General features: G+C 61.2%; 23 protein-coding genes. 11 read left to right on the forward strand and 12 right to left on the reverse strand.

What is annotated here, in order from left to right:
• The first annotated feature begins 37 nt into the window (after positions 1-37).
• The 5 genes from CLU84_RS20295 (at position 38) to CLU84_RS20315 (ending at position 6317) form a co-directional block, all read left to right on the forward strand.
• Entirely contained in the window at positions 38-1114 is a 1077-nt protein-coding gene (locus CLU84_RS20295; RefSeq protein ID WP_099739795.1) for a homocysteine S-methyltransferase family protein, read from the forward strand.
• Between the two features lie 130 nt (positions 1115-1244).
• Positions 1245-2426, forward strand: coding sequence for a Fe-S oxidoreductase (locus tag CLU84_RS20300; protein ID WP_099739797.1), 1182 nt, complete (start codon positions 1245-1247; stop codon positions 2424-2426).
• Between the two features lie 214 nt (positions 2427-2640).
• Positions 2641-3633 carry a porin gene (locus CLU84_RS20305; RefSeq protein ID WP_099740080.1) on the forward strand — a complete coding sequence of 331 codons (993 nt, stop codon included), beginning with the start codon at positions 2641-2643 and terminating at the stop codon, positions 3631-3633.
• A gap of 458 nt (positions 3634-4091) precedes the next feature.
• Complete coding sequence (gene bioB / locus CLU84_RS20310) at positions 4092-5159, forward strand: biotin synthase BioB (protein WP_099739798.1); 1068 nt, start codon at positions 4092-4094, stop codon at positions 5157-5159.
• A 180-nt stretch (positions 5160-5339) separates the two neighbouring features.
• Positions 5340-6317: a porin gene (locus CLU84_RS20315; RefSeq protein WP_099739800.1), complete on the forward strand. Its 978-nt coding sequence runs from the start codon at positions 5340-5342 to the stop codon at positions 6315-6317.
• 50 nt (positions 6318-6367) lie between these two features.
• On the opposite strand, the gene alr is transcribed toward CLU84_RS20315, so the two are convergent.
• Positions 6368-7474 carry an alanine racemase gene (gene alr, locus CLU84_RS20320; protein WP_099739801.1) on the reverse strand — a complete coding sequence of 369 codons (1107 nt, stop codon included), beginning with the start codon at positions 7472-7474 and terminating at the stop codon, positions 6368-6370.
• A 133-nt stretch (positions 7475-7607) separates the two neighbouring features.
• Between alr and lplT the strand changes: the two genes are divergently transcribed.
• Both lplT and CLU84_RS20330 read left to right on the forward strand, forming a co-directional pair.
• On the forward strand, positions 7608-8909 hold the full coding sequence (gene lplT, locus CLU84_RS20325) for a lysophospholipid transporter LplT (RefSeq protein ID WP_099739803.1): 1302 nt from the start codon (positions 7608-7610) through the stop codon (positions 8907-8909).
• A 79-nt stretch (positions 8910-8988) separates the two neighbouring features.
• Entirely contained in the window at positions 8989-9876 is an 888-nt protein-coding gene (locus tag CLU84_RS20330; RefSeq protein WP_099739805.1) for a DMT family transporter, read from the forward strand.
• Positions 9877-9926: 50 nt separating this feature from the next.
• Here the strand turns inward: CLU84_RS20330 and CLU84_RS20335 are convergent, their stop codons facing one another.
• The 8 genes from CLU84_RS20335 to CLU84_RS20370 all read right to left on the reverse strand — a co-directional run bounded on the left by CLU84_RS20335 (position 9927) and on the right by CLU84_RS20370 (position 17184).
• On the reverse strand, positions 9927-10442 hold the full coding sequence (locus CLU84_RS20335) for an AmiS/UreI family transporter (RefSeq protein WP_099739806.1): 516 nt from the start codon (positions 10440-10442) through the stop codon (positions 9927-9929).
• Between the two features lie 133 nt (positions 10443-10575).
• Positions 10576-11151, reverse strand: a complete 576-nt coding sequence (locus tag CLU84_RS20340; protein ID WP_099739808.1) for a hypothetical protein — start codon at positions 11149-11151, stop codon at positions 10576-10578.
• Between the two features lie 132 nt (positions 11152-11283).
• Positions 11284-12015 (reverse strand): ProQ/FinO family protein, encoded by a 732-nt coding sequence (locus tag CLU84_RS20345; RefSeq protein ID WP_099739810.1) that lies wholly within the window; start codon positions 12013-12015, stop codon positions 11284-11286.
• Positions 12016-12102: 87 nt separating this feature from the next.
• On the reverse strand, positions 12103-13356 hold the full coding sequence (gene glcF, locus CLU84_RS20350) for a glycolate oxidase subunit GlcF (RefSeq protein ID WP_099739812.1): 1254 nt from the start codon (positions 13354-13356) through the stop codon (positions 12103-12105).
• Positions 13357-13374: 18 nt separating this feature from the next.
• A complete protein-coding gene (gene glcE, locus CLU84_RS20355) occupies positions 13375-14535 on the reverse strand; it encodes a glycolate oxidase subunit GlcE (RefSeq protein WP_099739813.1) in 1161 nt (386 codons plus the stop codon).
• 146 nt (positions 14536-14681) lie between these two features.
• Complete coding sequence (gene amt, locus CLU84_RS20360; RefSeq protein ID WP_099739815.1) at positions 14682-16034, reverse strand: ammonium transporter; 1353 nt, start codon at positions 16032-16034, stop codon at positions 14682-14684.
• A 40-nt stretch (positions 16035-16074) separates the two neighbouring features.
• Positions 16075-16413 (reverse strand): P-II family nitrogen regulator, encoded by a 339-nt coding sequence (glnK, locus tag CLU84_RS20365; protein WP_099739816.1) that lies wholly within the window; start codon positions 16411-16413, stop codon positions 16075-16077.
• Between the two features lie 18 nt (positions 16414-16431).
• Positions 16432-17184, reverse strand: coding sequence for a TorF family putative porin (locus CLU84_RS20370; RefSeq protein WP_099739817.1), 753 nt, complete (start codon positions 17182-17184; stop codon positions 16432-16434).
• 355 nt (positions 17185-17539) lie between these two features.
• Between CLU84_RS20370 and CLU84_RS20375 the strand changes: the two genes are divergently transcribed.
• From CLU84_RS20375 to CLU84_RS20390, 4 genes are all read left to right on the forward strand, one after another.
• A complete protein-coding gene (locus CLU84_RS20375; RefSeq protein ID WP_099739818.1) occupies positions 17540-19081 on the forward strand; it encodes a YifB family Mg chelatase-like AAA ATPase in 1542 nt (513 codons plus the stop codon).
• Between the two features lie 100 nt (positions 19082-19181).
• The gene (locus CLU84_RS20380; RefSeq protein ID WP_099740081.1) at positions 19182-20366 is read left to right on the forward strand and encodes a YbfB/YjiJ family MFS transporter; all 1185 of its coding nucleotides are present in this window, start codon (positions 19182-19184) and stop codon (positions 20364-20366) included.
• Between the two features lie 18 nt (positions 20367-20384).
• Positions 20385-21455 carry a nitronate monooxygenase family protein gene (locus tag CLU84_RS20385; protein ID WP_099739819.1) on the forward strand — a complete coding sequence of 357 codons (1071 nt, stop codon included), beginning with the start codon at positions 20385-20387 and terminating at the stop codon, positions 21453-21455.
• Positions 21456-21584: 129 nt separating this feature from the next.
• Positions 21585-22442, forward strand: a complete 858-nt coding sequence (locus CLU84_RS20390; RefSeq protein WP_099739820.1) for an SDR family NAD(P)-dependent oxidoreductase — start codon at positions 21585-21587, stop codon at positions 22440-22442.
• A gap of 103 nt (positions 22443-22545) precedes the next feature.
• On the opposite strand, the gene CLU84_RS20395 is transcribed toward CLU84_RS20390, so the two are convergent.
• From CLU84_RS20395 to CLU84_RS20405, 3 genes are read right to left on the reverse strand one after another with little or no spacing between them, the layout of a single operon-like run.
• Complete coding sequence (locus CLU84_RS20395) at positions 22546-23316, reverse strand: ABC transporter ATP-binding protein (protein WP_099739821.1); 771 nt, start codon at positions 23314-23316, stop codon at positions 22546-22548.
• Positions 23313-24074: an ABC transporter ATP-binding protein gene (locus CLU84_RS20400; protein ID WP_099739822.1), complete on the reverse strand. Its 762-nt coding sequence runs from the start codon at positions 24072-24074 to the stop codon at positions 23313-23315. The genes CLU84_RS20395 and CLU84_RS20400 overlap by 4 nt, the downstream gene beginning before the upstream one ends.
• Positions 24071-25978 (reverse strand): ABC transporter permease, encoded by a 1908-nt coding sequence (locus tag CLU84_RS20405; protein WP_099739823.1) that lies wholly within the window; start codon positions 25976-25978, stop codon positions 24071-24073. The genes CLU84_RS20400 and CLU84_RS20405 overlap by 4 nt, the downstream gene beginning before the upstream one ends.
• Between the last annotated feature and the right edge of the window lie 48 nt (positions 25979-26026).

The following is a 26026-nucleotide window of genomic DNA, read 5'->3' on the forward strand; positions in this document are numbered from 1 at the left end:
CCTGCAGACCCCGCCAGCTTTCCTACAATGGCGGTCTATGAGCCAGCTGCACACCACCCCCGCCTACACCCGAGCCCAGGAACTGCCTGCCACGCTTGCCAAGCGACTTGTCATTCTGGACGGTGCCATGGGCACCATGATTCAGCGTTTCAAGCTGGGCGAGGCCCAGTACCGTGGCCAAGGCTATGCCGGTGCCGATGGTGCGGGCGACCGCTTCACGGACTTTGCCTACGACGTCAAAGGCAACAACGAGCTGCTGTCGATCACGCGTCCCGATGTGATTAGCGACATCCATGAAAAATATCTGGCAGCTGGTGCCGATCTGATCGAGACCAACACCTTTGGTGCGACCACGATTGCGCAGGATGACTATCACATGGCCGATCTGGCCTATGAGATGAACCTGAAAAGCGCCCAGCTGGCCCGTGCAGCTTGCGACAAGTACAGCACGCCGGATCACAAGCGCTATGTGGCGGGTGCTCTGGGCCCCACGCCCAAGACCGCATCCATCAGCCCCGATGTGAACGACCCTGCGGCGCGCAACGTCACGTTTGAATCGCTGCGCAAAGCCTATCTGGAGCAGACGCTGGCGCTGATCGAAGGTGGCGCTGACGTGATTCTGGTCGAGACGATTTTCGATACCCTGAACGCCAAGGCCGCGCTGTTTGCGGTGGATGAAGCGTTTGAGCAAACCGGCCAGCGGTTGCCCATCATGATCAGCGGCACGGTGACTGATGCCTCGGGCCGTATTTTGAGCGGCCAGACTGTGACGGCCTTCTGGCACAGCGTGCGCCATGCCAATCCGCTGTCGATTGGCCTTAACTGCGCTTTGGGTGCCACGCTGATGCGCCCCTATGTGCAAGAGCTGGCCAAGGCCGCGCCTGATACCTTCATCAGCTGCTACCCCAATGCCGGCCTGCCCAACCCCATGAGCGACACCGGCTTTGACGAGACGCCCGAGATCACCAGCCGCCTGGTGCACGAGTTCGCGGCCGAAGGTCTGGTCAACATCGTGGGTGGCTGCTGCGGCACTACGCCTGACCACATTGGTGCCATCGCCCAGGCGGTGCAGAGCACCACCACGCGCAAGCTCTTCTATCCGGCGGAAGCCTGATTTCAAGCCAAACAAGGCTCAAACGCTTATGTATCAAGCGTTTGAAGCTCTGTTTTTGATAGTCTCTTTCGCAGACTGGCAGGGCTGCACAATGACGCAATCCCTGTTTTGCGATTGACTCTGGACTGCCATGACTGAGCCCCTGCGCCCCATCACTCCCGTATTGCCGGTTTCTGTCCCCACGGGGCAGACTCAGGTGGCTGCGGGCGCGCTGGCGGCGGTTCCTGCAGCCGCTTTGCCCGCTACGGAGCAGGTGCAGCCCACACAGCCCGCAGCACCTGTGACGAGCAGCGTGCAATGGTCAGCGCAGACCTTGCAAAACCTCAAGTTGCAAGCCTTTGAGCATTTGATTGCCCAGCTGGCCCTGCAAATTCAAGGCAGCCCCGGCGCACCCGCGGCCACATGGCCCACGCAAGGTCTGCCTGCGGCCACGCAACAGTTTTTACAAAACCTGCTGGCGCAGATTCAGGTCACGGTTCAAGGCCAGACTCAGCCTTTGCAATTGCTGGCCGGGCAGCAGGGCTCGGTGGCGTTGATGCAGGCTCTGGTTCAGGCGGCTTCAGCGCAATCAGGTTCGACCTCGCCCAGCGTCATCCCACCCAGCTCGGCCTTGCAAACGGCGGCGGCACTGTCGCCCACGGCGGCCGCCGCACTGGAGCAAGCGGGCCACAGCCCTGCAGCCGCCGCAACTGCCCCGCGCCTGCCACTGCTGCAAAACTGGCTGGTGCAGCAAGGCACGCTGGTCACCCCGCAAGGCGAGCGCGGCTTTTCGCTGACGCTGCAAGTGCCTGCTGCATGGGCCCAGGCGGTGGGGGCTGCTTTGCCTTCTCCCTCTCTTTCACCTTCTGCCAGCCCTGCGCAAGGAATGGCTCCCATGCGCTTGCCGGTGGCTGAGCTGTCTGCACTCTCCAGCGGCCCGCTGGCGCTGGTCTTGCAGCCGCAAGGGGCTGTTGCAGGCGCGGCCTCAGGGCTTGCTACCAGCGCTTTGCTCTGGTTGGAGCTGCAACCTGTCAGCGCCGCAGCAGCTCAATCGACTCCGGCTCAGCTTGCTGGTCTGCCGCTGGCCATGCCTGCGCCCGCGCTGGCGCAAGAGGTGCAGCAACTGCTGCAAAACAAGTCAGATCCCTGGCTGATGATGGCGGCCGCGCAGGCTGCCAATGCCCTGCCCATACCGCGCCGCAATAGTGAGCACCGCTCGCATTTGTGCATGACGGAAGGTTGCCAGTATCAAGGGCAGGCCCCCTGTGCCCAGCCTTTTTGCAGTGAGATGAATCGCATCTGGGCCAGCGCGCGTATTGCTCCTGGTCGCTGAACCAAGCTGACGCAGGGCTGGACCTGGTACTGCCTAGGCTTTGATAATGCATCGGTTGCCTGCTTTTTACGCAGGCAATTTTTTGGCCGGAATGGGCAGCTGCGCTGCCATCTCACAGTCCGGCTGTCCTCTGGCACAGGGTGCACCCTGTCCATCCCAAGCTCCCGGCCTTGCCTGGCGAGCACATATTGCACAATTCAAGGAGACCCCCGGCATGCGCTTGCGTATTGGCATTGCTTGTTCCACATGTTTCACTCTTTTGTCGCTGACCTTGCCTGCGGCGGCGCAGTCCAGCGTTAGCATCGGCGGCCTGATCGACGGTGGCCTCTATCGCGGCTTTGACGGTACGGCTCAGGCTGGCACGATTCAGCGCAGCAATCTGGCCATTGCCGGCTGGGAAGATCTGGGCGGCGGCCTCAAGGCCACGTTCCGCCTGAGCGCGCGCTTTGATATCGACACTGGGCGCATGGAAGACCAAGGCAGCAAGCCGTTCTGGCATGACGAATCCACGGTAGGGCTGCAAGGCGGCTTTGGTCATCTGCGCATGGGGCGCGCGCTGTCGGCCATGTGGTCGCAGGACTGGAAGTTTGACCCCTGGGCCAACTTCAACCGCATCTCCTCTCCTGCCTGGTACCAGTGGCATTACCTCACGCCTACCGACCGTTACAGCAACAACGGCGCGGCCGAATACGGGCGCATGGCCAATGGCCTCTTTTACGACTCGCCGACCTTCGGCGGCTTCACTATGCACCTGAGTGCCTCGCCAGAGCGCACCGAGACCCCGCTGACCTTGCGTCGCGAAGGCCGTGGCTACTCGGCATCGCTCAACTACGACTCGGACAGCCTGAGCGGCATGCTGGCCTTCGAGCGCAATGGCAGCGGCGACAAGGACACATTTGCGGCAGCCAAGTACCGCTTTGGTGCGGCCGCTGTCATGGCTGCCTGGGACTATTCGCGCGTGGCTCAGACTTCGCTGTCTGCCAAGGCGGTGACGCTGGGGGCCACTTACCAGATGGGTGCGACCACGCTGAAGGCGGGCTATGGCCGCCAGACCATGCAGGAGCAGACCAATCACTTTTATTCGCTGGGGGCGGACTACGCACTGTCCAAGCGCAGCACGCTGTACGCCAGCATTGGCCGCAAGAGCTATGAGTACGGAGCTGACTCGGGGACTTCGTTTGGCGTGGGCATGGCGCACGCTTTCTGAGTTTGTTCAGCGTCCCCAAGGCAGCTGCCTGCTGCGGCTTGGGGCTCCCATGAATGGCCCGCAGCTTTTGTAGGAATTAAATCGGCCAGTTTCTGGGCTGGAGCTGCCTATTTTGAAAGGGCGCGCAATGATTTGCGCGCCCTTTATTGCCTTCTGGAGACAAAAAATCGTTAAAACCGCGATTTTTTGTCGCCATCGTCGCTCTTTGTCGGTGATTTTTGAGCGGGGCCGAGCTTTGAATGCCGAGAGTTGGCGGCACAAGCACTGCAATTGCTGCAAGTTATCGGTGGCTGCTTTGAAAAAGGTCTGATTGGCGTCTAAGTTCGCGCAAATTGCGCACAAAGATGATGCATATTTTTGCAACGTCAGGTGCTGCGACTATTTGCATGTGGCCTCTGTAAGGCATTGATTTTTTTGACCAAAATGCGCTGTATTCCCCCGATTGAGGAGAGACAGCCATGTCCTATAACGAGTCCGAGACCCTTGTGCATGTCGGCGAGGCGCAAGCCGCAGCAGCCTCCACCCAGACCATGCACTGGCATGCACCCGCCAAGGGCAGTGCCGTGCCCGAGCAGCAGCGCTGGCCTGTGGAGGCGGTGCAGCAACTGCTGGACATGCCCTTTATGGACCTGATGCACCAGGCTCAGAGCGTGCACCGCGAAAACTGGCCTGCAGGCGAGATCGAGCTGGCGACGCTGCTGTCGGTCAAGACCGGTGGCTGTCCCGAGAACTGTGGCTACTGCCCTCAGTCTGCGGAGTTTGATACGGGCGTGAAGGCCGAAAAGCTGATGAGCGTGGAGGAAGTCACCCGCGCCGCCAAGGCCGCGCAGGATGCGGGAGCCACGCGTTTTTGCATGGGGGCCGCCTGGCGTGCGCCCAAGGACCGTGACATCGAAAAGATGAACGAGCTGATTGGCGCCGTAAAGGGGCTGGGCATGCAGACCTGCGCCACGCTGGGCATGTTGCAGCCGCATCAGGCGGAGTCCTTGCGTGATGCGGGGCTGGATTACTACAACCACAACCTCGACACCGCGCCTGAGTACTACAAGGACGTTGTCAGCACCCGCCAGTACCAGGACCGGCTGGATACGCTGGCAGCGGTACGGGGCGCAGGCATCAGCGTGTGCTGCGGCGGCATCATCGGCATGGGCGAGACAGAAGTGCACCGCGCAGGCTTGATCGCCCAGCTGGCAAATATGGAGCCTTACCCCGAGTCCGTGCCCATCAACAGCCTGGTGCCCGTGCCCGGCACGCCGCTGGCGGACAGTGACCCGGTGGACCCCCTCGACTTTGTGCGCGTGATTGCTGTGGCCCGCATCACCATGCCCAAGGCGCGCGTGCGCCTGTCTGCAGGCCGCCAGCAGCTGGGCGAAGCCGTGCAGACCCTGTGCTTTATGGCGGGTGCCAATTCCATCTTCTATGGCGACAAGTTGCTCGTCACTGGCAACCCTGATGTGGAAGCCGACACCTCGCTGATGCGCAAGCTGGGCCTCAAAGGCCTCAAGACTGCGCAGGCACAGGCCTGACTTATCGATTTGATAGCTGCTAGCGCTTGATGAATAAGCGCTAGAGGCCTTTTCTATTCAAAAAACCGCTCGCTGGCGCTGGATGGCGCCAGCGGCGTTGCGGCGTGCCTTGATGCAGATGAGAGGTCTGCAGGGCGCAGCCTTGCCTGAAAAACAAGCAATCTCCCGAAGGAATTTCTCATGAACATGTCTACCCGTCTGGCCGCCCTGTGCCTGCTGGCTGCGCCGCTGGGCAGTGCGCTGGCGCAGGACTCCAAAGTGCAGATCAGCGGCTTTCTGGACCTTGGCATGTACCGCGACTTTAGCGGCACGGCTCAGCTGGGCACGATTCAGCGCAGTCACGTTACGTTTTCGGGCGAAGAAGACCTGGGCGGTGGACTCAAGACCACGTTTCGCCTCAGCCACCGGCTGGAGCTGGATTCGGGCCAGAGCGAAGGCAGTGGGCAAAAACCGTTCTGGCATGGCGAATCGACGGTGGGCCTCAAGGGTGGCTGGGGTCATGTGCGCATGGGCCGCGCTCTGTCTGCCCTGTGGGCGCATGACTGGAAGTTTGACCCCTGGGGTCATATGAACCGCGTGGCTTCATCGGCCTGGTATCAGTGGTTTTATTACGTGCCTACCGATCGCGTCAGCAACAACGGCGCGCCGGAGTTTGGCCGTACCAGCAACGGCATCTTCTACGACTCGCCAACCCTTGGCGGCTTTACCCTGCACCTGAGTGGCTCGCCAGAGCGCACGCAAGGCCCGGGCGGCGGCAAGCCTTATGCCGCATCGCTGGAGTATGCGCAGGGCCCGCTGGCTGGAATGCTGGCGTTTGATCGCAATGGCAGCGGCGATCATGCTTCGTTTGTTGCCGCTAAATATCGCTGGGGTGATACGACCTTGATGACTTCTTATGACGACAGCCGCAGGGCACAGAATCAGGGGCGATCACGCGTGATGTCTGTTGGTGCCACGCACAAGCTGGATGCGCAGACCACGCTCAAGACCGGAGTGGGCCGCCAGAAGCTCAATGACGACACCAATCTGTTTTATTCGCTGGGGGCGGACTATGCCTTGTCCAAACGCACCATCTTGTATGCAAACCTCGGGCATCAGCGGCCTGAGCAAAAGGGTTCTAAAACGTCCTTTGGCGTAGGTATGTCGCACGCCTTCTAAATAAAAAGCCGCTGTGATTGCAGCGGCTTTTTGCGGGGGATAGAGGTGGCTTATTTGCCCGCGCCTTCTACGACCTTAGGCACACGCGGGGCAACGGCGCACATCAGCTCATATGCGAGCGTGCCAGCGGCAGCGGCCACTTCGTCGATGGGCAGCACGGTGCCATTGCTGGCCCGGCCCCACAGCGTGACTTCGCTGCCTATCCTGGCTTTGGGCACGGGGGTCAGGTCCACGGCCAGCATGTCCATGCTGACGCGGCCCAGTGTGCGGGTACGCACGCCGTCCACCAGCACCGGCGTGCCTGTGGGGCAGACGCGGGGGTAGCCGTCCGCATAGCCGCAGGCCACCACGCCAAGGCGCAGGGGCTCTGTGCATTCAAAGCGCGAGCCGTAGCCCACGGTATCGCCCGCGTGCAGCTCTTGTGTGGCGATGATTTTGGATGACAGCGTCATGGCCGGCTCAAGCCCCCAGTGCGCAGCATCATGGTTGGGGAAGTCGGGCGAGCTGCCGTAGAGCACGATGCCGGGGCGCACCCAGTCGCAGCGCACATCGCCTTCATCGCCGTGCAGCAAGGTGGCAGCGCTGTTGCTGATGCTGCGCTCGCCGGGCAGGTCAAGGGTGGTGGAGTGAAAGACCTGCAGCTGATGGTCCACGCCATGCTCCGCATCGGCGTCGCTGAAGTGGGTCATGAAGGAGATTTCATCGACCTGAGTCAGCGCGTTCAAGCGGGCATATGCCGCACGAAAACGCTCGGGTGTAAAGCCCAGCCGGTTCATGCCGCTGTTCATCTTGAGGAACACGCGGTGGCCGATCTGGGTTTTGTGTGCGGCCAGCCAGTCAATCTGCTCGTCGCAGTGCACGGTATGCCACAGACCTAGTCGTGAGCAGATTTCCAGATCACGCGGCTCGAACACGCCTTCGAGCAGCAGAATGGGGCCGCGCCAGCCCAGATTGCGCACGCGCTGAGCCTCGTCAAGGTCCAGCATGGCGAAGCCGTCCGTCGCTCGCAGGCCCTCGAATACGTTCTCGATACCGTGGCCATAAGCGTTGGCTTTGATCACAGACCACAATTTGGCATCGGGTACAGCTTGCTGAACCCGCTCCAGATTGTGGCGAACGGCTTCAGGATGGATGGTGGCAATAATGGGACGGGGCATGGTTTTTCTCAATCAGACCTGTGGGATTCTGGCACTGTCAGCCCAAGCCTGCGTGATATAACCGCCAGTCACTTGCCACAGGGTCTCTTATTTACTCGGCATCGGTACAGCCGGTGCCAGTTACAGCTAATTCATGAAGCGCGGTTTCTACACCATCATGTCGGCGCAGTTTTTCAGCTCGCTGGCAGACAACGCCTTGTTTGTGACCGCTGTTGAGCTGTTGCGTGCCAATGGTGCTCCTGAATGGCAGCGTGCTGCCCTGGTGCCCATGTTCGCCCTGTTCTATGTGGTTCTGGCACCTTTCGTCGGCGCATTTGCCGACGCATTGCCCAAGGGCAGAGTCATGCTCATCAGCAACGCCATCAAGGTGGTCGGCTGTCTGATGATGCTCTTTGGTCATCACCCCCTGATTGCCTATGCAGTCATCGGGCTGGGTGCGGCGGCGTATTCGCCGGCCAAATACGGCATTTTGACGGAGCTGCTGCCGGCCTCCCAGCTGGTCAAGGCCAATGGCTGGATTGAGGGGCTGACCATCACCTCCATCATTCTGGGCGTGCTGGTGGGCGGGCAACTGGTGGGGCCGACCATCTCGCACCACCTGCTGAGCTTTGACTTTCCGTATTTAGACACCGGCGTGGATACGCCCGCCGAAGCCGCAATTGCCGTGCTGATCCTGATCTATGCGGTGGCGGCTTGGTTCAACCTGCATATCCCGCTGACCGGCGTGAAAATGCGCCCGCTGCGCGAAGACCCGAGCAAGAGCCTGTTTGGCAATCTGCTGGGCCTGCTGCCTGACTTCTGGGTCTGCAGCAAGCGCCTGTGGTCAGACAAGCTGGGTCAGATCTCGCTGTCCACCACCACGCTGTTCTGGGGCGCTTCGGGCAATCTGCGCTACATCGTGCTGGCCTGGGGCGCAGCGGCACTGGGTTACAGCACCACGCAGGCATCGGCGTTGGTAGGTGTGGTCGCCATTGGTACGGCTGTTGGTGCGGTACTGGCGTCCATGCGCATGCGACTGGATAACGCCACGCGAGTCATCCCCATGGGCGTGCTCATGGGCGTGCTCGTGGTCAGCATGATTTACATCGACAACCTCTGGGTGGCCGTGCCTTTCCTCATCCTGCTTGGTGGGCTGGGCGGCTTTCTGGTGGTGCCCATGAACGCGCTGCTGCAGCACCGCGGCCACAACCTCATGGGCGCGGGCCGCTCGATTGCGGTGCAGAACTTCAACGAGCAACTGGCCATTCTCGCCATGGGCGGCTTCTACAGCCTGTCTACCAAGATGGGGTTGTCGGCATTTGGTGCCATTACTGTGTTCGGCCTTTTGGTGGCGGGCACCATGGTGCTGATTGGTCTATGGCACTTGAATAATCGTAAAAAGCACCCGGCCGAGCTGGAAAAATTGCTGGAAGTCGCCCGCCGAGACTGCCACTAAAATCCGCAGCCATGCGGCTGCATTTAGTCAAAATTGATAGCTTCTAGCGCTTTATATATAAGCGTTAGAAGCATTTTTTATGCATAGTCCACTACCTATCGTCGCCTTGCTGCTCAATGCCTTCATTTGGGGGCTGTCATGGTGGCCGTTTCGCCTCATGCACGATGCGGGCCTGCACCCGCTGTGGGCCACGGCATTCATGTATGCGCTGGTGCTGCTTGGCCTGATCACGCTGCGCCCCGGCGCGCTCAAGCTGGCCTGGCAGTACCCGGTGTTGCTGCTTTTGGCCGCTAGTTCTGGTCTGAACAACGTGGCCTTCAACTGGGCCGTGACCGTGGGTGACGTGGTGCGCGTCATCCTGCTGTTCTATCTCATGCCCGCCTGGGCGGTGTTGCTGGCCTGGAAGCTGCTGGGCGAGCGCCCGACGCCTATGGCCTTGCTGCGCCTGCTGCTGGCCTTTGGCGGCGTGGTGCTGGTGCTCTTGCCTGCAGATGCGTCATTGAGCGGCTTGTTTGCTGGTCTGTCGCTGGCCGATGCCTTAGCCGTGTTTGGCGGCTTCATGTTTGCGCTGACCAATGTGCTGCTGCGCCGTTTTCAGAGCATTCCGGCGCAGGCCCGCATGCTGGCCATGTTTGCGGGTTGCATGAGCATGGGGCTGGTCACGGCGCTGGCTGCCAGCAGCGCGGGCATGGTACCCGGTTTCCCTGCCTTTGATGTCAGCTGGTTAGCGGTGGCGCTGGGCTTGGCCGTCTTGCTGGTGCTGGGCAACTGGGCGCTGCAGTTTGGTGCGGCACATCTGCCGTCTGGCGTGACTTCTGTGGTCATGCTGAGCGAGGTGGTTTTTGCCAGCGTCTCATCGGTGCTGATTGCGCATGAAACGCTGTCCGGGCGCACCCTGGCCGGTGGCGCACTCATCATGGGCGCGGCGCTGCTGGCGTCGCTGGGCAATCTTAGAAAACAGCGATAAACAGGCAGCAGCGCTTACGTATCAAACGCTGACAGCTCTGCTTTTGATAGTCAGACTAGCTTTCCTGCGAGGATCAGGTAGCCGGGCACCCACCCCGTCAGCACGCCCTGCACAATGCACAGCCAGCCGGTGGGGCGGTCAATGTTCTTTTTCAGGCCCAGCAGCACAAAGAACAAGCCCCAGAGCACGGCCCAGGCGGCCCAGTTGATACCCATCCACCAGTCCAGCGTGGATTGCGCGCCTGACAGCGTTTCCAGGGCCACGGGCACGGCGGTGATGGCGATGAACAGACTGAACCAACCCAGGCCCCGGCCGTCAGCGCCGCTGAAGCGGTTGAAGGCGACCCAGAGATAGGTGAATGCGAACAACAGGGTCAGCGCGCCATTCTTGACCGATGCGGCATCGGCGGTCGGCCCAAAAATGCTGGCCAGCCCTATGCATAGCGACACCACGCCCGTGAAGATGTTGATGACCCAGATTTCTTTGTCGGCAATCTTGCCCAGCATCCACAGGCCGTTGAGAAACAGCACCGCACCCACGTAAAACAGCGATAAACCCAGCCACATCTTTTTTCTCCTATTGGGCGAGGCAACTCGCGCAAAGTCAGCAAAAAAAGCAGGAGGGCGGTGCGCTTCCTGATGAGGGCCGGAGATCTGCTGGCCACAGATAGATCGTGGCCCAAGGGATTCTGGTGTGTTGCTATGGAGCTGACTGCGAGTTGCCCGCTAAAGGCGGGAATTGTGCAGAGGAAATCGAGGCAGAAAAAGCATGTTTGAATTCATACTGCCCAACGTAGGCTGCAGCAATCGAGCCGGTCCAGACAATCTTGAATTGCTGGCTGCCTTGAATGCGTTCAAAGCGAATCCTGTGCTTGGCCGCAGCATCGTGGCCCAGCAGGTAGATGTGAAAAGCGAGCTTATCCCAGTCCTCAACGGCTTCTGGGTGGGTATCCACTAGGACTTCCAGCCCATCGAGAAACTCTGGCTTGTACTGCTCTATGCGGCAGATGCGAAAGCCCTTGTTGCCCCAGAAGGTCGATGACAGGGTGCAAGCGTGATAGTTGTTCCAGACGGCGGGACTTTCCCAGTCGCTCAGCTGCTGGGTCTCGTCATCTTCGTCGTCGATGTCTCGTTCTGCGTAATAGTCGGCAGATTTCAGGTGCAGATCGAACCAGACATCGCCTTCCATGGCCTTGGCCGTCCATGAGAACTCAGCGATGGGGTGACCTTCAGGCCATGGGTTGGCCTGGAAATAAATGCGATCTTTTTGCATCATGAAGAGCTGTGAAATCACGGATCAAGGCACCCGTGATTCGACGCCAACTCGCAGAGTCTATGACACGGTCATATCGATGGCCTGCGTCGAGATCGCTCAACAACGCAGGCTATTCATTTGCTCAGGCTTGTATCAAGCCTGGCTGGCGTTGCGGCGGCGAGCGCGCTCCAGCTGTTGGGCCACCTGGCGCGGGTTCATGCCGTACATCTCGGCAAATTCCTGCTCCGAGGTCTGGCCGCTGAGCTGGAAAGAGCGCAGTAGCGCCTCATCCTTGGCGGCGCGGGCATCGGCTTCGGCCAGTGCGTCGGCAACCAGTGCATTGGTCTTCTCGTCACGGCCTTGCACGCGCTCGGCATATTCTTCGCGAGTGAGGCCAGAGGCTTCATAAGCGATGACGATGCGGTTGCGCAGCTTTGGCATCAGGTCTTCGGGCGTACGTTGCTGGCGGCGACGGAAGACTTCAATCAGCGCGTGGTGCACATGCTCGGGCAAAGTGGCTTCTACAGGCTGACCGTTCAGGTCATGGCGCTGCTGGCCGCTGGCCATGGCTGCCAGATAGCGGCCGGAGCGTGTGTGCTGCTGCAGTGCGGTCTTGAGCGCCTCTTTTTCCAGCTCGGGGTGAGCGGCAAGCAGGTCTTCAAAAATGCCGCGCTTGAAGGGCACGAGTTGCTCGCCAAACAGGGCAGGGTGCCACTGGGCCAGTTGCTCCAGCAAAGGGTTTTGCGGGCGGGCAGCTTGCTGGCCAGCCTGATTGGGCTGGCGGCCCTGGCCGCCACGGCGCGAGCGCGAACCAGCTTGCTGGTCCTGCTGGTTATTCTGCGGTGTTGCCTGTGGGGCTTGTGGTTCAGACACGATTTCAGTCATGGCAAAGCCCGTGGGCTTGAGGGAGAAAAACCCCTAATCATGCCAGCATTGCAAACTGCAGTGGCAAGCGGGGGTGTCGGGCTGTTCTCAGCGACTCGTCAGAGACTGGTCGAGCAGCTCGACCCAGTGCATCACAGGCACCTCGGTGCCATTTTGCAGGTGGACGATGCAGCCCATATTGGCAGACAGGATGGCGGCGGGTTTGGTGGGCGCAAAAGGCTCGTCCAGCGCAGCAATCTTGCGGTCGCGCAGCTGGTGCGAGATTTCGGGTTGCAGCACCGAATAAGTCCCTGCCGATCCGCAGCAAAGATGCGATTCGGTGCGCGCCACGCGCACGTCAAAGCCTAACTCACGCAAAGCACCTTCTACGCCGCCGCGCAGCTTCTGGCCGTGTTGCAGTGTGCAGGGAGGGTGATAGGCCACAGGAGCGCTGGGTGTGCTGATCTGGCCCTTGAGCTGACTGACCAGCTCGGGCAGCATTTGCGGCAGTAGCTCGCTCAGGTCGCGGGTCAGCTCGCTGATGCGTACTGCCTTGTCTGCGTACTGGGCATCGTGCCTGAGCAGGTGGCCGTATTCCTTGACGGTGGCACCACAGCCCGAGGCATTCATCACAATGGCCTCGACAGTGCCGCTTTCCACCAGCGGCCACCAGGCATCGATATTGGCGCGCATCTGCGCCTTGCCGCCTTCCTGGTCGTTGAGGTGAAATTTCACCGCGCCGCAGCAACCGGCGTTGCCTGCAATTACGGTCTGTACGCCCGCCGCATCCAGCACGCGGGCCGTGGCGTAGTTGATGCGCGGCATCATCGCCGGCTGCACGCAGCCAGCCAGCAGCAATACCTTGCGAGCATGCTCACGGATGGGCCAGACACCGGCATCCTGCGCTGCGGGGATTTTCTCGGCCAGTGATGCAGGTAGCAGGCTCTTTACCGCCCGGCCTGCTTTCAAAGCGGGGGCGAATAGCGGCGAGCTCATACCTACTTTGAGCAGCCAGCGTTGCAGTTTTTCACCTGTGGGGCGCGGCACCTGCTCATCCACAATCTTGCGGCCAATATCGACCAGATGGCCGTATTGCACGCCGCTGGGGCAGGTGGATTCGCAGTTGCGGCAGGTCAGGCAGCGGTCCAGATGGTGCTGTGTGGAACGCGTGGGGGTCTGACCTTCCAGCACCTGCTTGATGAGGTAGATGCGGCCGCGCGGGCCATCCAGTTCATCACCCAGCGTTTGATAGGTGGGACAGGTGGCGGTGCAAAAGCCGCAGTGCACGCATTTGCGCAAAATGGCTTCGGCTTCCAGACCTTCGGGCGTGGCGCGGTACTCGGGGGCGAGATTGGTTTGCATGGGGCTTGTCTCCTGTTCTTACCAGTTCGCCGACAGTCGGCCCACATTGAGAATGCCCTCCGGGTCAAACGCCTGCTTGAGCCGGGCATGCAGCAGGGCCGATGTGCGGCCTGCCGCACTGCTTTGTGAATAAGTATCAAAATCGCTTGTAGCGCTTATCTGACTTGTGCTTTCAGCTCTCAAAAGCGAAGCGGAACCGCCTGCTGCATGGGCCAGTTGCTGCAACGCCCCCGCTGACGAGCGCGGCGCCTGTACCCAGCGCTGTGCGCCATGCCAGTCGATGAACGGGCCTTTGGCTTCTGCTGGCAGTTGCAGCGGCGCAGTGGCGGCGGGCACGGACAAACGCCACAGGCAATGGTCGGCAGCGCGCTGCTGAAACCACGGCAGGCTCAGGTCGCGGCTGGCGTTCCAGTCTGCGGCCAGAACTTCACGGTTTGCATCGCTATCGAGCCGCTCGCCTCCCAGTCGCAAAGTGGCGGCCTGCACGGCAGCACGCGCACCGCGCAGGCGCAGGTACAGCGTGCCTTTGCCATCTTCCTCCAGCCAGTTGCTGGCGTTCAGCGGCAGTGGCTGGCCGCCCCAGTGGTTGAGCCAGTCCAGCGCCTGCTTCTGGCTACAGCTATCAAAACGCAGTGTGGCCTCGGCCGGTGCCACGGGCAGCACTTTGAGGCTGACTTCGGTAATCACCCCCAGCGTGCCCCAGCTGCCTGCCATGAGGCGGGATACGTCGTAACCTGCGACGTTCTTCATGACCTGGCCGCCGTAGCGAAGTACTTCGCCCTGGCCGTTAATCATCTCCAGCCCCAGCACAAAGTCTCGCACCGCTCCCACGTTGGCACGCGCGGGGCCGGACAGGCCTGCGGCCACCATGCCGCCCACGGTGCTGGCTGCGCCAAAGTGCGGTGGCTCAAAGGCCAGACACTGGCCCTGGCTGGCCAGCAGGGCTTCCAGCTCGGCCAGCGGCGTGCCGGCCAGAGCGGTGACGACCAGCTCGCTGGGCTCGTAGCTGACGATGCCGCTGAGGGCGCGTGTAGAAAGCGGCTCGCCCTGCAGGCGCAGGCCATAGAAGTCTTTGCTGCCGCCACCGCAGATGCGAAGGGGGGTCTTGTCACTGGCAGCGGCGCGTATGCGGTCGCTGATGTCTTTGATGGGGCGGGTGGCTGAGTCCATGGCTTGCATGGTAGCTGGGGTACCAGCCTGTCAGCCATGCATCGCTTTTGATTTTTTTGAAAAGCAGGTGTGAATAAAAAAGCCCCGCAGCTTGCACTGCGGGGCAACGTAATGAAACTGAACCAGTGGAAAGAGGCGGCTAGCGCCTCTTGGTTTTAACGTGTATAGGCGACTTCTCCATGCGAGGTGATGTCCAGACCTTGGCGTTCCGACTCTTCCGAGACACGCAGGCCGACTGTCAGATCTGCAATCTTGTAGGCGACAAAGGAGACCACGCCGGACCAGACGATGGTCACCAGCACGCTCTCGACTTGCACCCACACTTGGTGAGCCATGTTGTAGCCATCGGGCTCGATACCGCCCAGACCCTTGGCGCAGAACACGCCGGTCAGGATGGCACCCAGAATACCGCCCACACCGTGCACGCCGAAGACGTCGCAGACATCGTCCACCTTCAGTAGGCGCTTCAGACCCGAAACACCCCACAGGCACAGAGGGCCGGCGATGATGCCCATGACGATGGAGCCCATGGGGCCGACAAAGCCAGCGGCAGGCGTGATGGTCACCAGACCAGCCACCGCACCCGAGGCAGCTCCCAGCATGGAAGCCTTGCCGCGGTGCAGCGCTTCAGCAGTAATCCAGGCAATGGCGGCTGCGCCAGTGGCCAGAATGGTGTTGATGAAGGCCAGGCCCGCAATGCCGTTGGCGGCACCGGCAGAGCCGGCGTTGAAGCCGAACCAGCCCACCCACAGCAGGGATGCACCCACCATGGTCAGCGTCAGGCTGTGAGGTGGCAGGGCTTCTTTGCCAAAGCCAATGCGCTTGCCCAGCATGTAGGCGCCAACCAGACCGGCAACAGCGGCGTTGATGTGCACCACGGTGCCACCGGCAAAGTCCAGCGCGCCATCGGCACCCAGCAGACCACCGCCCCACACCATGTGTGCCATGGGGATGTAGCTGAAGGTGAACCACAGCACGGAGAAGATGATCACGGCTGCGAACTTGATGCGCTCGGCAAATGCTCCCACGATCAGCGCCACGGTGATGGCGGCGAAGGTGGACTGGAAGGCCACGAACACATACTCAGGAATGGTCTTGAGCATGGACGACAGCGTGTCAGGCGTGATGCCCATGAGGAACAGCTTGTCGAAGTTGGCGAAGAACTTGCCTTCACCGCCAAAGGCCAGTGAGTAGCCGTAGATGGCCCACAGCACGGTGATCAGCGAGAAGATCACAAACACCTGTGCCAGCACAGACAGCATGTTCTTGCTGCGCACCAGACCGCCGTAGAACAGCGCCAGACCGGGGATGACCATCAAGATCACCAGCATGGTGGAGGTCAGCATCCAGGCGGTATCGCCTGCGCTCAGGGTGGGCACGGCTTCAACGGCAGCTGCAACCACGGGGGCAGCAGCGGTGGCCGCGGCAGCACCTTCCTGTGCAAAACCAGTCGCGCTGGCAGCCAGCAGACCTAATCCAAGGCCTGCACTTAAAAGTTTCTTGGTCATGGCAATCTTTCTAAAACGGGTTCCAGAGCGGCGGCGACCTTTACAGGGCCGAGTCGCCGGTTTCTCCTGTGCGGATGCGGATTGATTGCTCCAGCGCCTGAACAAAAATCTTGCCGTCACCGATCTTGCCGGTGCGTGCTGCGCCTTCGATGGCCTCGATGGCGGCGTCCACCATGTCGTCGGCAATCGCGGCTTCAATCTTCAGCTTGGGCAGAAAGTCCACGACATATTCCGCGCCGCGGTACAGCTCGGTGTGACCCTTCTGACGACCAAAGCCTTTGACTTCGGTCACGGTGATGCCTTGCACACCGATTTGGGAAAGAGCTTCACGCACTTCGTCGAGCTTGAAGGGCTTGATGATGGCAGTCACCATTTTCATGACGGACTCCTGAAAAAATTAAAAAGTTTTGGAGAGCGTCAAAATCAGACGCGCCTTGTTTACATCGCCAAAATAGGCTTTCTTGTTGGCACCGGCCACTGCGGCTGCGGCAGTGAAGCCGTCGCCCAGGTCATAGGCACCGCCGACGCTGTAATCCACATAGTTGGGGACACCCAGGTCTTTGATATCGCTGGAGAAATGCGTGTAACCAACTGCAGCTTTCAGTGTTACCTTGGGCATGACTTCCTGGCTGTAGGAGAACTGCAAATAACCGCTGTTGCGGCCCTTCAGGCCCGAGCCAGCCTTGGCGCCCGCCCAGCCGAAATAGTCTTTGGACACGGTGTGCGAGTACTTGGCCGTGAACGGACCGTAGGTGCCGGAGCCGTAGAGTTCCGTGGTGTTGCCGTTAGCGTTGCCCGAGTACACATAGGTCAGCGCGCCCACGTCCCAGTCCACCTCTGCAGCCTTGAACTTGTAGCCGCCGTAGAAATCGGTTTCCAGCGAGTTGCCGGGCAGCCAGTCCACGGAGGAGTTCCAGTTGCCGACATAGAAGCCGCTGTCGCCAAACGCGTAGTCAAAACCACCTTGCAGCGCGGGCTTGACGGCCTTGTTGCGGCTGGAGTCCTGATCCTGGCCACGGAACTTGTAGTTGGTTGTCAGTGCCACGTTGGCGGTGAGTTGCGCATGGGCCCACAGGGGGGAGATCACGGCACAGGCCAGGGCGGCAGTCTTGGCGAAAGTCTTGAAACGGCGAGCAGCGGGACTAGGCATTCAGGGTTCCTCCGGTTTGAAAATTCTTTTGGACAATTTTTCAAAGCATGGACCGTGCCAAGTCTTGGATTACTGCTGAAAATTCAGATGATTTACGCTGCTTTCGCAATACCGACAGGCGATTGAAGCTATCAATTTAAGATGAGCATGGCGGTTGATGCCTATGCAGATGCCATGCACCAAATTGGAGTTGCCTAAATTTTTAGCACCAATGTTTCTTAACGTAAGCCTCTGTGATTGCACTGTTTTGGTGCAATCCGGGTGAGAAGTGTCCTGCAGGCCATGGCCACAATCTCTGGCGCGCTTGCCACGGCTTGGCGATACTGGTGCATCGCGCTCCATCAACGAGGTGCCTATGGGTCTGGCTCTGGTTCAAAGTCGTGCCTTGCTGGGTTTGCAGGCACCGAGTGTTACGGTTGAAGTCCATCTGGCCAACGGTTTGCCGTCGTTCACGCTGGTGGGCTTGGCGGATATTGAAGTCAAAGAAGCCCGGGAACGCGTGCGCGCTGCCATCGTGAATGCGGGGCTGGAATTTCCCAACAACAAAAGAATCACCGTCAACCTTGCGCCGGCGGATTTGCCCAAGGACTCCGGCCGATTTGACTTGCCGATTGCGCTGGGCATTCTGGCCGCCAGCGGGCAGATTGAAGCGACCCAACTGGCCGACTATGAGTTCGCTGGCGAGCTGTCTTTGACCGGTGCCCTGCGCCCGGTACGCGGCGCGCTGGCGACAGCGCTGGCTCTGCAACGACAGCAGCAAAACGTGCGGCTGGTGCTGCCGCCCGAAAGTGCGCAAGAAGCGGCGTTTGTTCCTGCTATCGAAGTCTTCAGCGCCCGGCATTTGCTGGATGTGGTCAAGCAGTTCATGGCCCACGATGCGCCGCCACCCGAGGCCGACGAAGAGGCATCGAGTGGCTGGCAACAGGAGCAATCCAGACCTGCGGTGGCTGCTCCGTCAGCACTGGACCTGCGCGAAGTGCGCGGCCAGATGCAGGCCAAGCGTGCTCTTGAAATTGCAGCAGCTGGCGCTCATGGGGTGTTGATGATTGGCCCGCCGGGCTCCGGAAAATCCATGCTGGCTCAGCGCTTTGCCGCCTTGCTGCCCGCCATGACCGACGAAGAAGCGCTGGAAGCCGCCGCCATTGCCAGCCTCAGCGGCCGCTTTACGCCAGAGCGATGGCGGCAGCGACCCTTTGCCTCACCCCATCACACAGCCAGCGCTGTGGCGCTGGTCGGCGGTGGCTCCCCGCCCAGGCCGGGTGAAATTTCTTATGCCCATTGCGGGGCGCTGTTTCTGGATGAGCTGCCTGAATTCGCCAGAAGCGCTTTGGAGGCCTTGAGAGAGCCGCTGGAGACCGGGCACATCACCGTGGTACGAGCGGCGCAGCGGGCGGAGTTCCCCGCGCGCTTTCAGCTAATTGCCGCCATGAACCCTTGCCCCTGCGGTTATTGGGGCTCACGTGTGCGTGCCTGCCGCTGCACGCCCGATCAGGTCTCGCGCTACCAGGCGCGCATCAGCGGTCCTTTGCTCGATCGCATTGATCTGCATGTAGAAGTCGCGGCTCTGCCGCCCCAAGAGCTGCTGGCTGCGCCTGAGGGAGAGAGCAGCACGGAGGTACAGCAACGCGTCAGCGCGGCGCGGTACAAGGCGTTGCAGCGCCAGGGCTCGCCCAACCACCAGTTGCATGGCACGCAGCTGGATGCGCATTTGCAGCTGGAGCCGCAAGCGCTGGCGTTCGCCCACAAAGCTGCCGAGAAGCTGGGCTGGTCGGCACGCGGCACGCACCGGGCCTTGAAAGTAGCGCGAACCATTGCGGATCTGGCGGGGTCAGACGCGATCACGCAGGCGCATGTGGCCGAGGCCTTGCAATACCGCCGAGCCTTGATGCAGAACTAGGCTCTGAGAACATCCACCGAATCATTGGGCATGATGATGCGGCTGCGGCGTTAACGTTTGGCATTTGACGCTTGTCATCCATTTCTACAGGATTGAGTTTGTGATTCAGCGCCAAGAAATTCCTCTTTTACTCACCGGCTTCATGGCCACGCTCAGCGGCGTGGGGCTGGCACGCTTTGCCTATACGGCGTTGATGCCGCAAATGGTGCATGCCGGCTGGTTCAGCGGCGAGCAGGTGGCTTATCTGGGTGCAGCCAATCTGTTGGGCTACTTGATAGGCGCATTGGCTGCCGCGCCACTGGCAGAGCGCATGGGCGCGCTACGCGTGCTGGTGGTTTGCTGGGTTGCCGTGATGCTGAGCTTTGCCGCGTGTAGCGTTCCCCAGCCCATGGCGCTGTTCTTTGTCTGGCGTTTGATCTCCGGCATTGCAGGCGCAGCGCTCATGGTGCTGGGCCCGTCGGTTGCCATGTCAGCCGCAGCACCGCAGCGCCGCGCCACGCTGGGGCCGCTGATGTTTTGCGGCATTGGCGCGGGTGCTTTGCTGGCCGCCACGCTGGTGCCCATGTTCGCGCGCAGCAGCCTGAGCGCCGTTTGGTGGGCGCTGACCGCGCTGTGCGCCGTGGCTCTTTGGTCTGGCTGGCGCGCGGCGAGCCAGATTCATCCCCATGCACCCGTTGCCATTACGCCCACTGCTGCGGCGGCTGTGCCCGCTCGGTCGCTATGGAGTGCAGCGGTCATTCTGGTCTTCCTCGCCTATACCTGCGATGCCTTTGGCTTTGTGCCGCACACCGTGTTCTGGGTGGACTATCTGGACCGCGAGCTGAATCTGGGCGCGGGCTATGCATCCACGCAGTGGGCATTTTTCGGGCTGGGTGCCACGGCAGGGCCGCTGTGCGCGGCCTACTGCGCCACGCGCTGGGGCTGGTGGGGAACGACCACCGGCGCTTACGTCATCAAGGCCGTGGCCATTGGCCTGCCGCTGGTCTGGGCGGGGTTTGCGGGACATGCCGTTTCGGGCTTTCTGGTGGGGGCGCTGTCGCCGGGCATGGCGGCCATCACCTCGGGCTATCTCATGCAATTGATAGGTCCTGCGCAGCACAAGAAAATGTGGGGCTACGCCACGGCAGCCTTTGCGTTGCTGCAGGCCACGGCGGGTTATCTGATGGCTTTTATCTACGCGCAGACCGGCAGTTACCGCAGCCTGTTTGTGCTGGGCTGTACTGCCTTGGCGCTGGGCGCACTGCTGGTGGCTTGCAGCCGTCTTGCGCGCAGCGAAACAGTTTGATTTTTGATGAGCAATGCAATGAAAAACACCGCAGCATGGATGACCCGTCTGGGTCTGCAACACCCCATTATTCAGGCCCCCATGGCGGGAACTTCCACACCGCAACTGGCCGCTGCTGTCAGCAATGCTGGCGCACTGGGCTCGGTCGGCATTGGTGCTTATGGCGTTGAGCAGGCGCAGCAGCATATTGCGCAGACGCAGGCCCTGACCAGCGGCCCCTTCAACGTCAATCTGTTCTGCCATCAGACCGCCGCTGCAGATGCGCAGCGCGAAGCCGCATGGCTTGACTATCTGGCACCAGAGTTTGCGCGTCTGGGTGCGCCCCAGCCTGCGGGCCTGCGCCGCATCTACGACTCTGCCGTGGGCAATGCACCGCTGCAAGCCATGTTGCTGGCCCAGAAGCCTGCGGTGGTCAGCTTTCACTTTGGCCTGCCTGAGCAGCACTTTATCGACGCGCTGCGCGCTGCAGGCATCGTCACGCTGGCCTGCGCTACCAGTCTGGATGAAGCGCGCCAGATCGAGCAGGCGGGCGTGGATGTCATCGTGGCGCAGGGTATGGAGGCGGGCGGTCATCGCGGCAGCTTTGTGCCTGAAGAAGACCGGCTGATGGGTACTTTTGCGCTGGTGCAGATTCTGGCGCGCGAATGCCGTCTGCCCGTGGTGGCTGCGGGCGGCATCATGAATGGCGCAGGCATTGCGGCAGCGCTGGAGCTGGGTGCTTGCGCCGTGCAAATGGGCACAGCCTTTATTTTGTGTACTGAGTCCGCCGCCAGCCCCGCTTATCGCTCGCAGTTGCAGGGGCCGGATGCACATCACACCGCCATCACCGCCGCAATTTCGGGGCGCCCAGCACGCGGCATGTTCAACCGCCTGCACCAGCTGGGTCGCGAGTATGGCCAGCCTTTGCCGGCCTACCCCATGGTTTATGACGCGGGTAAGGCGCTGCATCAGGCTGCCAGCGGGCAAAACCTCAGCGATTACGCCGCGCACTGGGCGGGTCAGGGTGCTCCGCTGGTGCGAGCCATGCCTGCTGCAGAACTGGTGCAGACGCTGGCTCAGGAATTGCATCAAACACTTCAAAAAGTGTAGCTGCCTGCGCTTGATTAAATTGCGCTAAACCGTGTTTTGACTATGAGTTACCTCTAGTCTGTACAGACGTAGCCAGCAGCCATGACTTGACCCAAATTCATCCTATCCATAACAAGACGGAGACATGGGATGAGCAAGGCATTGATCTGCGTGGTGACGGGTGCCAGCCGTGGCGTAGGCCGCGGTGTGGCGCTGGCGCTGGGCGCAGCGGGTGGGGTGGTGTATGTGACGGGGCGCAGCGTGAAAGAGGGCGACTCACCCCTGCCTGGCACCGTGGGCCAGACGGCGGCTGATGTGACGGCCGCTGGCGGCACAGGCATTGCCGTGGCCTGTGACCATGGCGACGATGCGCAGGTTGCCGCCCTGTTCGAGCGCGTGCGCCGCGAGCATGGACGGCTGGACATTCTGGTCAACAGTGCCATTGCCATTCCAGATCAGCTGACCGAAGTCGGCCCGTTCTGGAAAAAGCCACTGGCCATGACATCTCTGCTCGACGTTGGCCTGCGCTCCAGCTATGTGGCCTGCCATTACGCCGCAGACTTGCTGATTGCGGCGCGGGGGCTGGTGATCAATATCTCTTCCGCAGGCAGTCGCTGCTATATGCACGGCCCGGCTTATGGCGCAGGCAAGGCCGGTGCGGACAAGATGACTTTTGACATGGCCTATGACTTCAAGCCCGAGGGCGTCAGCGTGGTGGCGTTGTGGCCCGGCCTCGTCAAAACCGAGCGCTCAGAGCGTGTATGCGCGGCAGAGCCCGATAAATACGGCGACAGCTTTGACTCTGCCGAAACCCCGCAATTCATTGGCCGCGTGGTACTGGCACTGCATGGCGATGCAGACTGCTTGAGCAAGCGCTCTGGCGGCGTGTTCTATACCTCAGAGCTGGCCAGTCAGTACGGCGTTCAGGATGTGGATGGTGCCCAGCACCCGTCACCACGCGCCTACTTTGGCGCGCCACCGGAATTCAGTCCGGTGGTGGTTGAGTAAGTCCTAATCATCAGCAATGAAGTGACTTCATGGTGTTTGACCATTAAGAAAAGGGGCACTTTTTGCGAATTTTGAGAAGCTCGAACCTGTCTGACAGCAGCGCTTACACGCCCAGATATAGCTTGCGCACTGCGGCATCGGCAGACAGCTCGGCCATGCTGGCCTGGTGCACGATCTGCCCCTTCTCCAGTACATAGGCGCGGTCGGCCACGACTTCGGCGAACGGCAGGTTTTGCTCGCTGAGCAAGATGCCAATGCCCTGCGCTTTCAGCTCCAGAATGGTGCGGGCCATCTGCTCGACGATCAGTGGGGCCACGCCTTCAGAGGGTTCATCGAGCAGCACCAGATAAGGCTGGCCCATTAGCGTGCGGGCCACGCTCAGCATCTGCTGCTCGCCACCGCTCATGCGCCCGCCAAGGCGATCCGGCATTTCGCCCAGATTGGGGAAAAGCGTGAACAGCTTCTCGGGCGTCCAGTGCGGCACGGCAGTGCCATCAGGCCACTGGCGCTGCTTCTGGCGGCCGACTTCGAGGTTCTCCAGCACCGTCAGTTCGGTAAAAATGCGGCGGTCTTCGGGGACATAGCCCAAGCCGCGCTGGGCGATCTGATGCGAGGCTTTTTTCGCAATCGATTCGCCCATGAAGTCCATCTGCCCCTCGCGGCGCGGAACCAGTGCGGCAATGCTTTTGAGTGTGGTGGATTTGCCCGCGCCGTTGCGGCCCATCAGGGCCACGACTTCGCCTCGGCCCACATTCAGGCTCACGCCGTGCAGGATATGGGCGGCACCATACCAGGCGTTGAGGTGCTGAACTTCAAGCAATTTCTGTCTCTGCCCCTTTCCTGTCAAGCGCTGGCTGCTATGTATTTGATTCATTTTTGCTTTTCCAGTACGAGGCCTGTACCCAGATAAGCCTGTTGCACACGCTCGTCAGCGCGAATAGCTTGGGGCGTGCCTTCCGCCAGTAACTGGCCACGTACCAGCACGGCCACGCGGTCGGCCTGGCCGAACACTACGTCCATGCTGTGCTCGGTAAACAGCACACCCATCTGCCGCTCTTGTGCAATGTGGCGGGCCAGCTGCATCAGGGCAACGCGCTCGCCGGGGGCCATGCCGGCGGTGGGTTCATCCATCAGCAGCAACTGGGGCGCATGGGCCAGCGCCATGGCCAGCTCCACCCGCTTTACATCGCCGTATGCAAGCGCGCTGCAAGGGCGGTCGGCCTGTGCCGTCATACCCACTTGCTCTAGCAGGGCCAGCGCCTCAGCGCGGCGGTGGCTGGCGGCGCGGGGCCACCAGCTGAAGATTTTTCGGTCTGCTGACAGCAGTGCCATCTGCACGTTTTCTGCGACAGTGAGCGAGGTAAACGTCTGCGCAATCTGGAACGTACGGCCCACCCCTCGACGCCAGATGGTGCGTGGTGGCAGGCCGGTGATGGGCTGGCCGTTCAGCAGTGCCGCGCCGCTGTCAGGCGCAAGTTGCCCGCCCACCATGTTGAACGTGGTGCTCTTGCCCGCGCCGTTGGGGCCGATCAGTGCCAGCAACTCACCGGCTTGCAGGCTGAACGAGACGTTTTGCACGGCTTTCACGCCGCCAAAGGATTTGCTGATGTTATGGATTTGCAGCAGGCTCATGGTGCGATCTCTGCTTTGTTTTTAGGCGCTATTCGCGCCCACAGAGCCTGCGCATAACCCGCAATCCCCTGTGGTGCCAGCAGCACCAGCACCAGCATGGTCGCGCCCATCAGCGCGCGCCAGTATTCGGTGTTGCGGGCCACGGTGTCTTGCAGCCAGGTGAAGGCCGCTGCGCCCACCACGGGGCCAGCCAGAGTCTGCACGCCGCCCAGCAGCACCATGACCAGACCATCGACCGACTTGGTGACGGACATGGAGTCAGGCGCCACGCCGCCCTTGTTGAAGGCGAACAGCGCGCCCGCAAGGCCTGCAAACAGGCCGGAGATGACAAACGCTGTCCACTGTACGCGGCGCACGTCGATACCAATGGCGTCTGCGCGCAGGGCTGAATCTCGCGTGGCGCGCAGTGCGTAACCCAGTGGTGAGAACAGGATGCGGCGCAGCAGGTACAGACCGATTGCGCACACGCCCAAAGCCAGCCAGTAAAACGCTGCGCCTTGCGATGCCCATTCAGGGGGCCAGATGCCCGTCACGCCATTGCTGCCGCCCGTGAAGTCATCCCACTGAAAGACGATGGCCCAGCTGATCTGGGCAAAGGCCAGTGTCAGCATGGTCAGGTACACGCCCGACAGGCGCACGCAGAACCAGCCATAGAGCAGGGCACCGGCAGCGGCCACCAGCGGGCCCAGCAGCAGCGCGGCTTCCATGGGCAGGTTGAGCTGGCGCACCAGCAGTGCCGCGCCATAGGCCCCCAGCCCGAAGTAGGCCGCATGGCCAAACGAGTGCATGCCGCCGGGGCCGAGTATGAAGTGCAAGCTGGCCGCAAACAGTGCGGCGATAAAGATGTCTGTCAGCAGTACGGTGGTGTAGCTGGCTTCGCTGCCAAAGGCCAGCGGCAGCAGCACCAGTGCCGCCAGTAGGGCCAGCCATGCGGCAGATGCGCCACGGCCTGCGTAGCGCAGCGGTTGCTCGGGCTGGCCGCCGCTGCGGGCAAGGGCTTGTGGCTTGCCCAGCAGACCCCAGGGCCGCCAGATCAGCACCACGGCCATGGCGAGAAATTCCACCACCAGCGTGAGCTTGGAGAATGAAATCTCCACCCCCGCAATCTCCTGCACTCCCAGCCAGATGCACACCGCTTTGAGTTCAGCCACCAGCAGCGCGGCGATGAAGGCGCCGGGAATGCTGCCCATGCCGCCTACCACCACGATCACAAAGGCCGCGCCAATCGTGGTCATGTCCATCTCAAGACTGGCGGGCTCGCGCGGAAGTTGCAGCGCGCCAGCAAGGCCTGCCAGCAGCGTGCCCAGCGCAAAAACGGCGGTAAACAACCACGCCTGATTGACACCTAAAGCGCCCACCATTTCTCGGTCTTGCGTGGCGGCGCGCACCAGCGTGCCAAAGCGGGTTTTAGTGAGTAAAAGCGTCAGGCCTACCAATACGCAAGGGCCAACAGCTATCAAAAATAGATCGTAGGTAGGGAACTGGCGGCTCAGAATTTCAACGGAGCTTTCCATGCCCTGCGCACGCGGGCCGAACAGCTCTTCAGGCCCCCACAGCCACAGCGATGCATCTTTGATGACCAGCACCAGCGCAAACGTGGCCAGCAGCTGGAACAGCTCGGGCGCTTGATAGATGCGACGCAGCAACAGCATTTCGGTGAGCGCACCCAGCAGGGCGCAGGCCAGCGGAGCCAGCAGCAGCGCGGGCCAGAAGCCGATATGGGGCGAGAGTACATCCACGCTGCTGTACGCGATGAAGGCGCCCAGCATGTAGAACGAGCCGTGGGCAAAGTTGATGGTGCGGGTGACGCCAAAAATCAGCGACAAACCCACAGACACCAAAAACAGCGACGATGCGCTGGCCAGACCGTTCAACAACTGGGCCAACAGGCCGGATGCACTCATGCTGCGTAGCTCCTGAAGCTCGACATCGTGATTTCAGAGATGAAAAAA

The sequence above is a fragment of the Comamonas sp. 26 genome, assembly GCF_002754475.1.
GTDB lineage: Bacteria > Pseudomonadota > Gammaproteobacteria > Burkholderiales > Burkholderiaceae_C > Comamonas.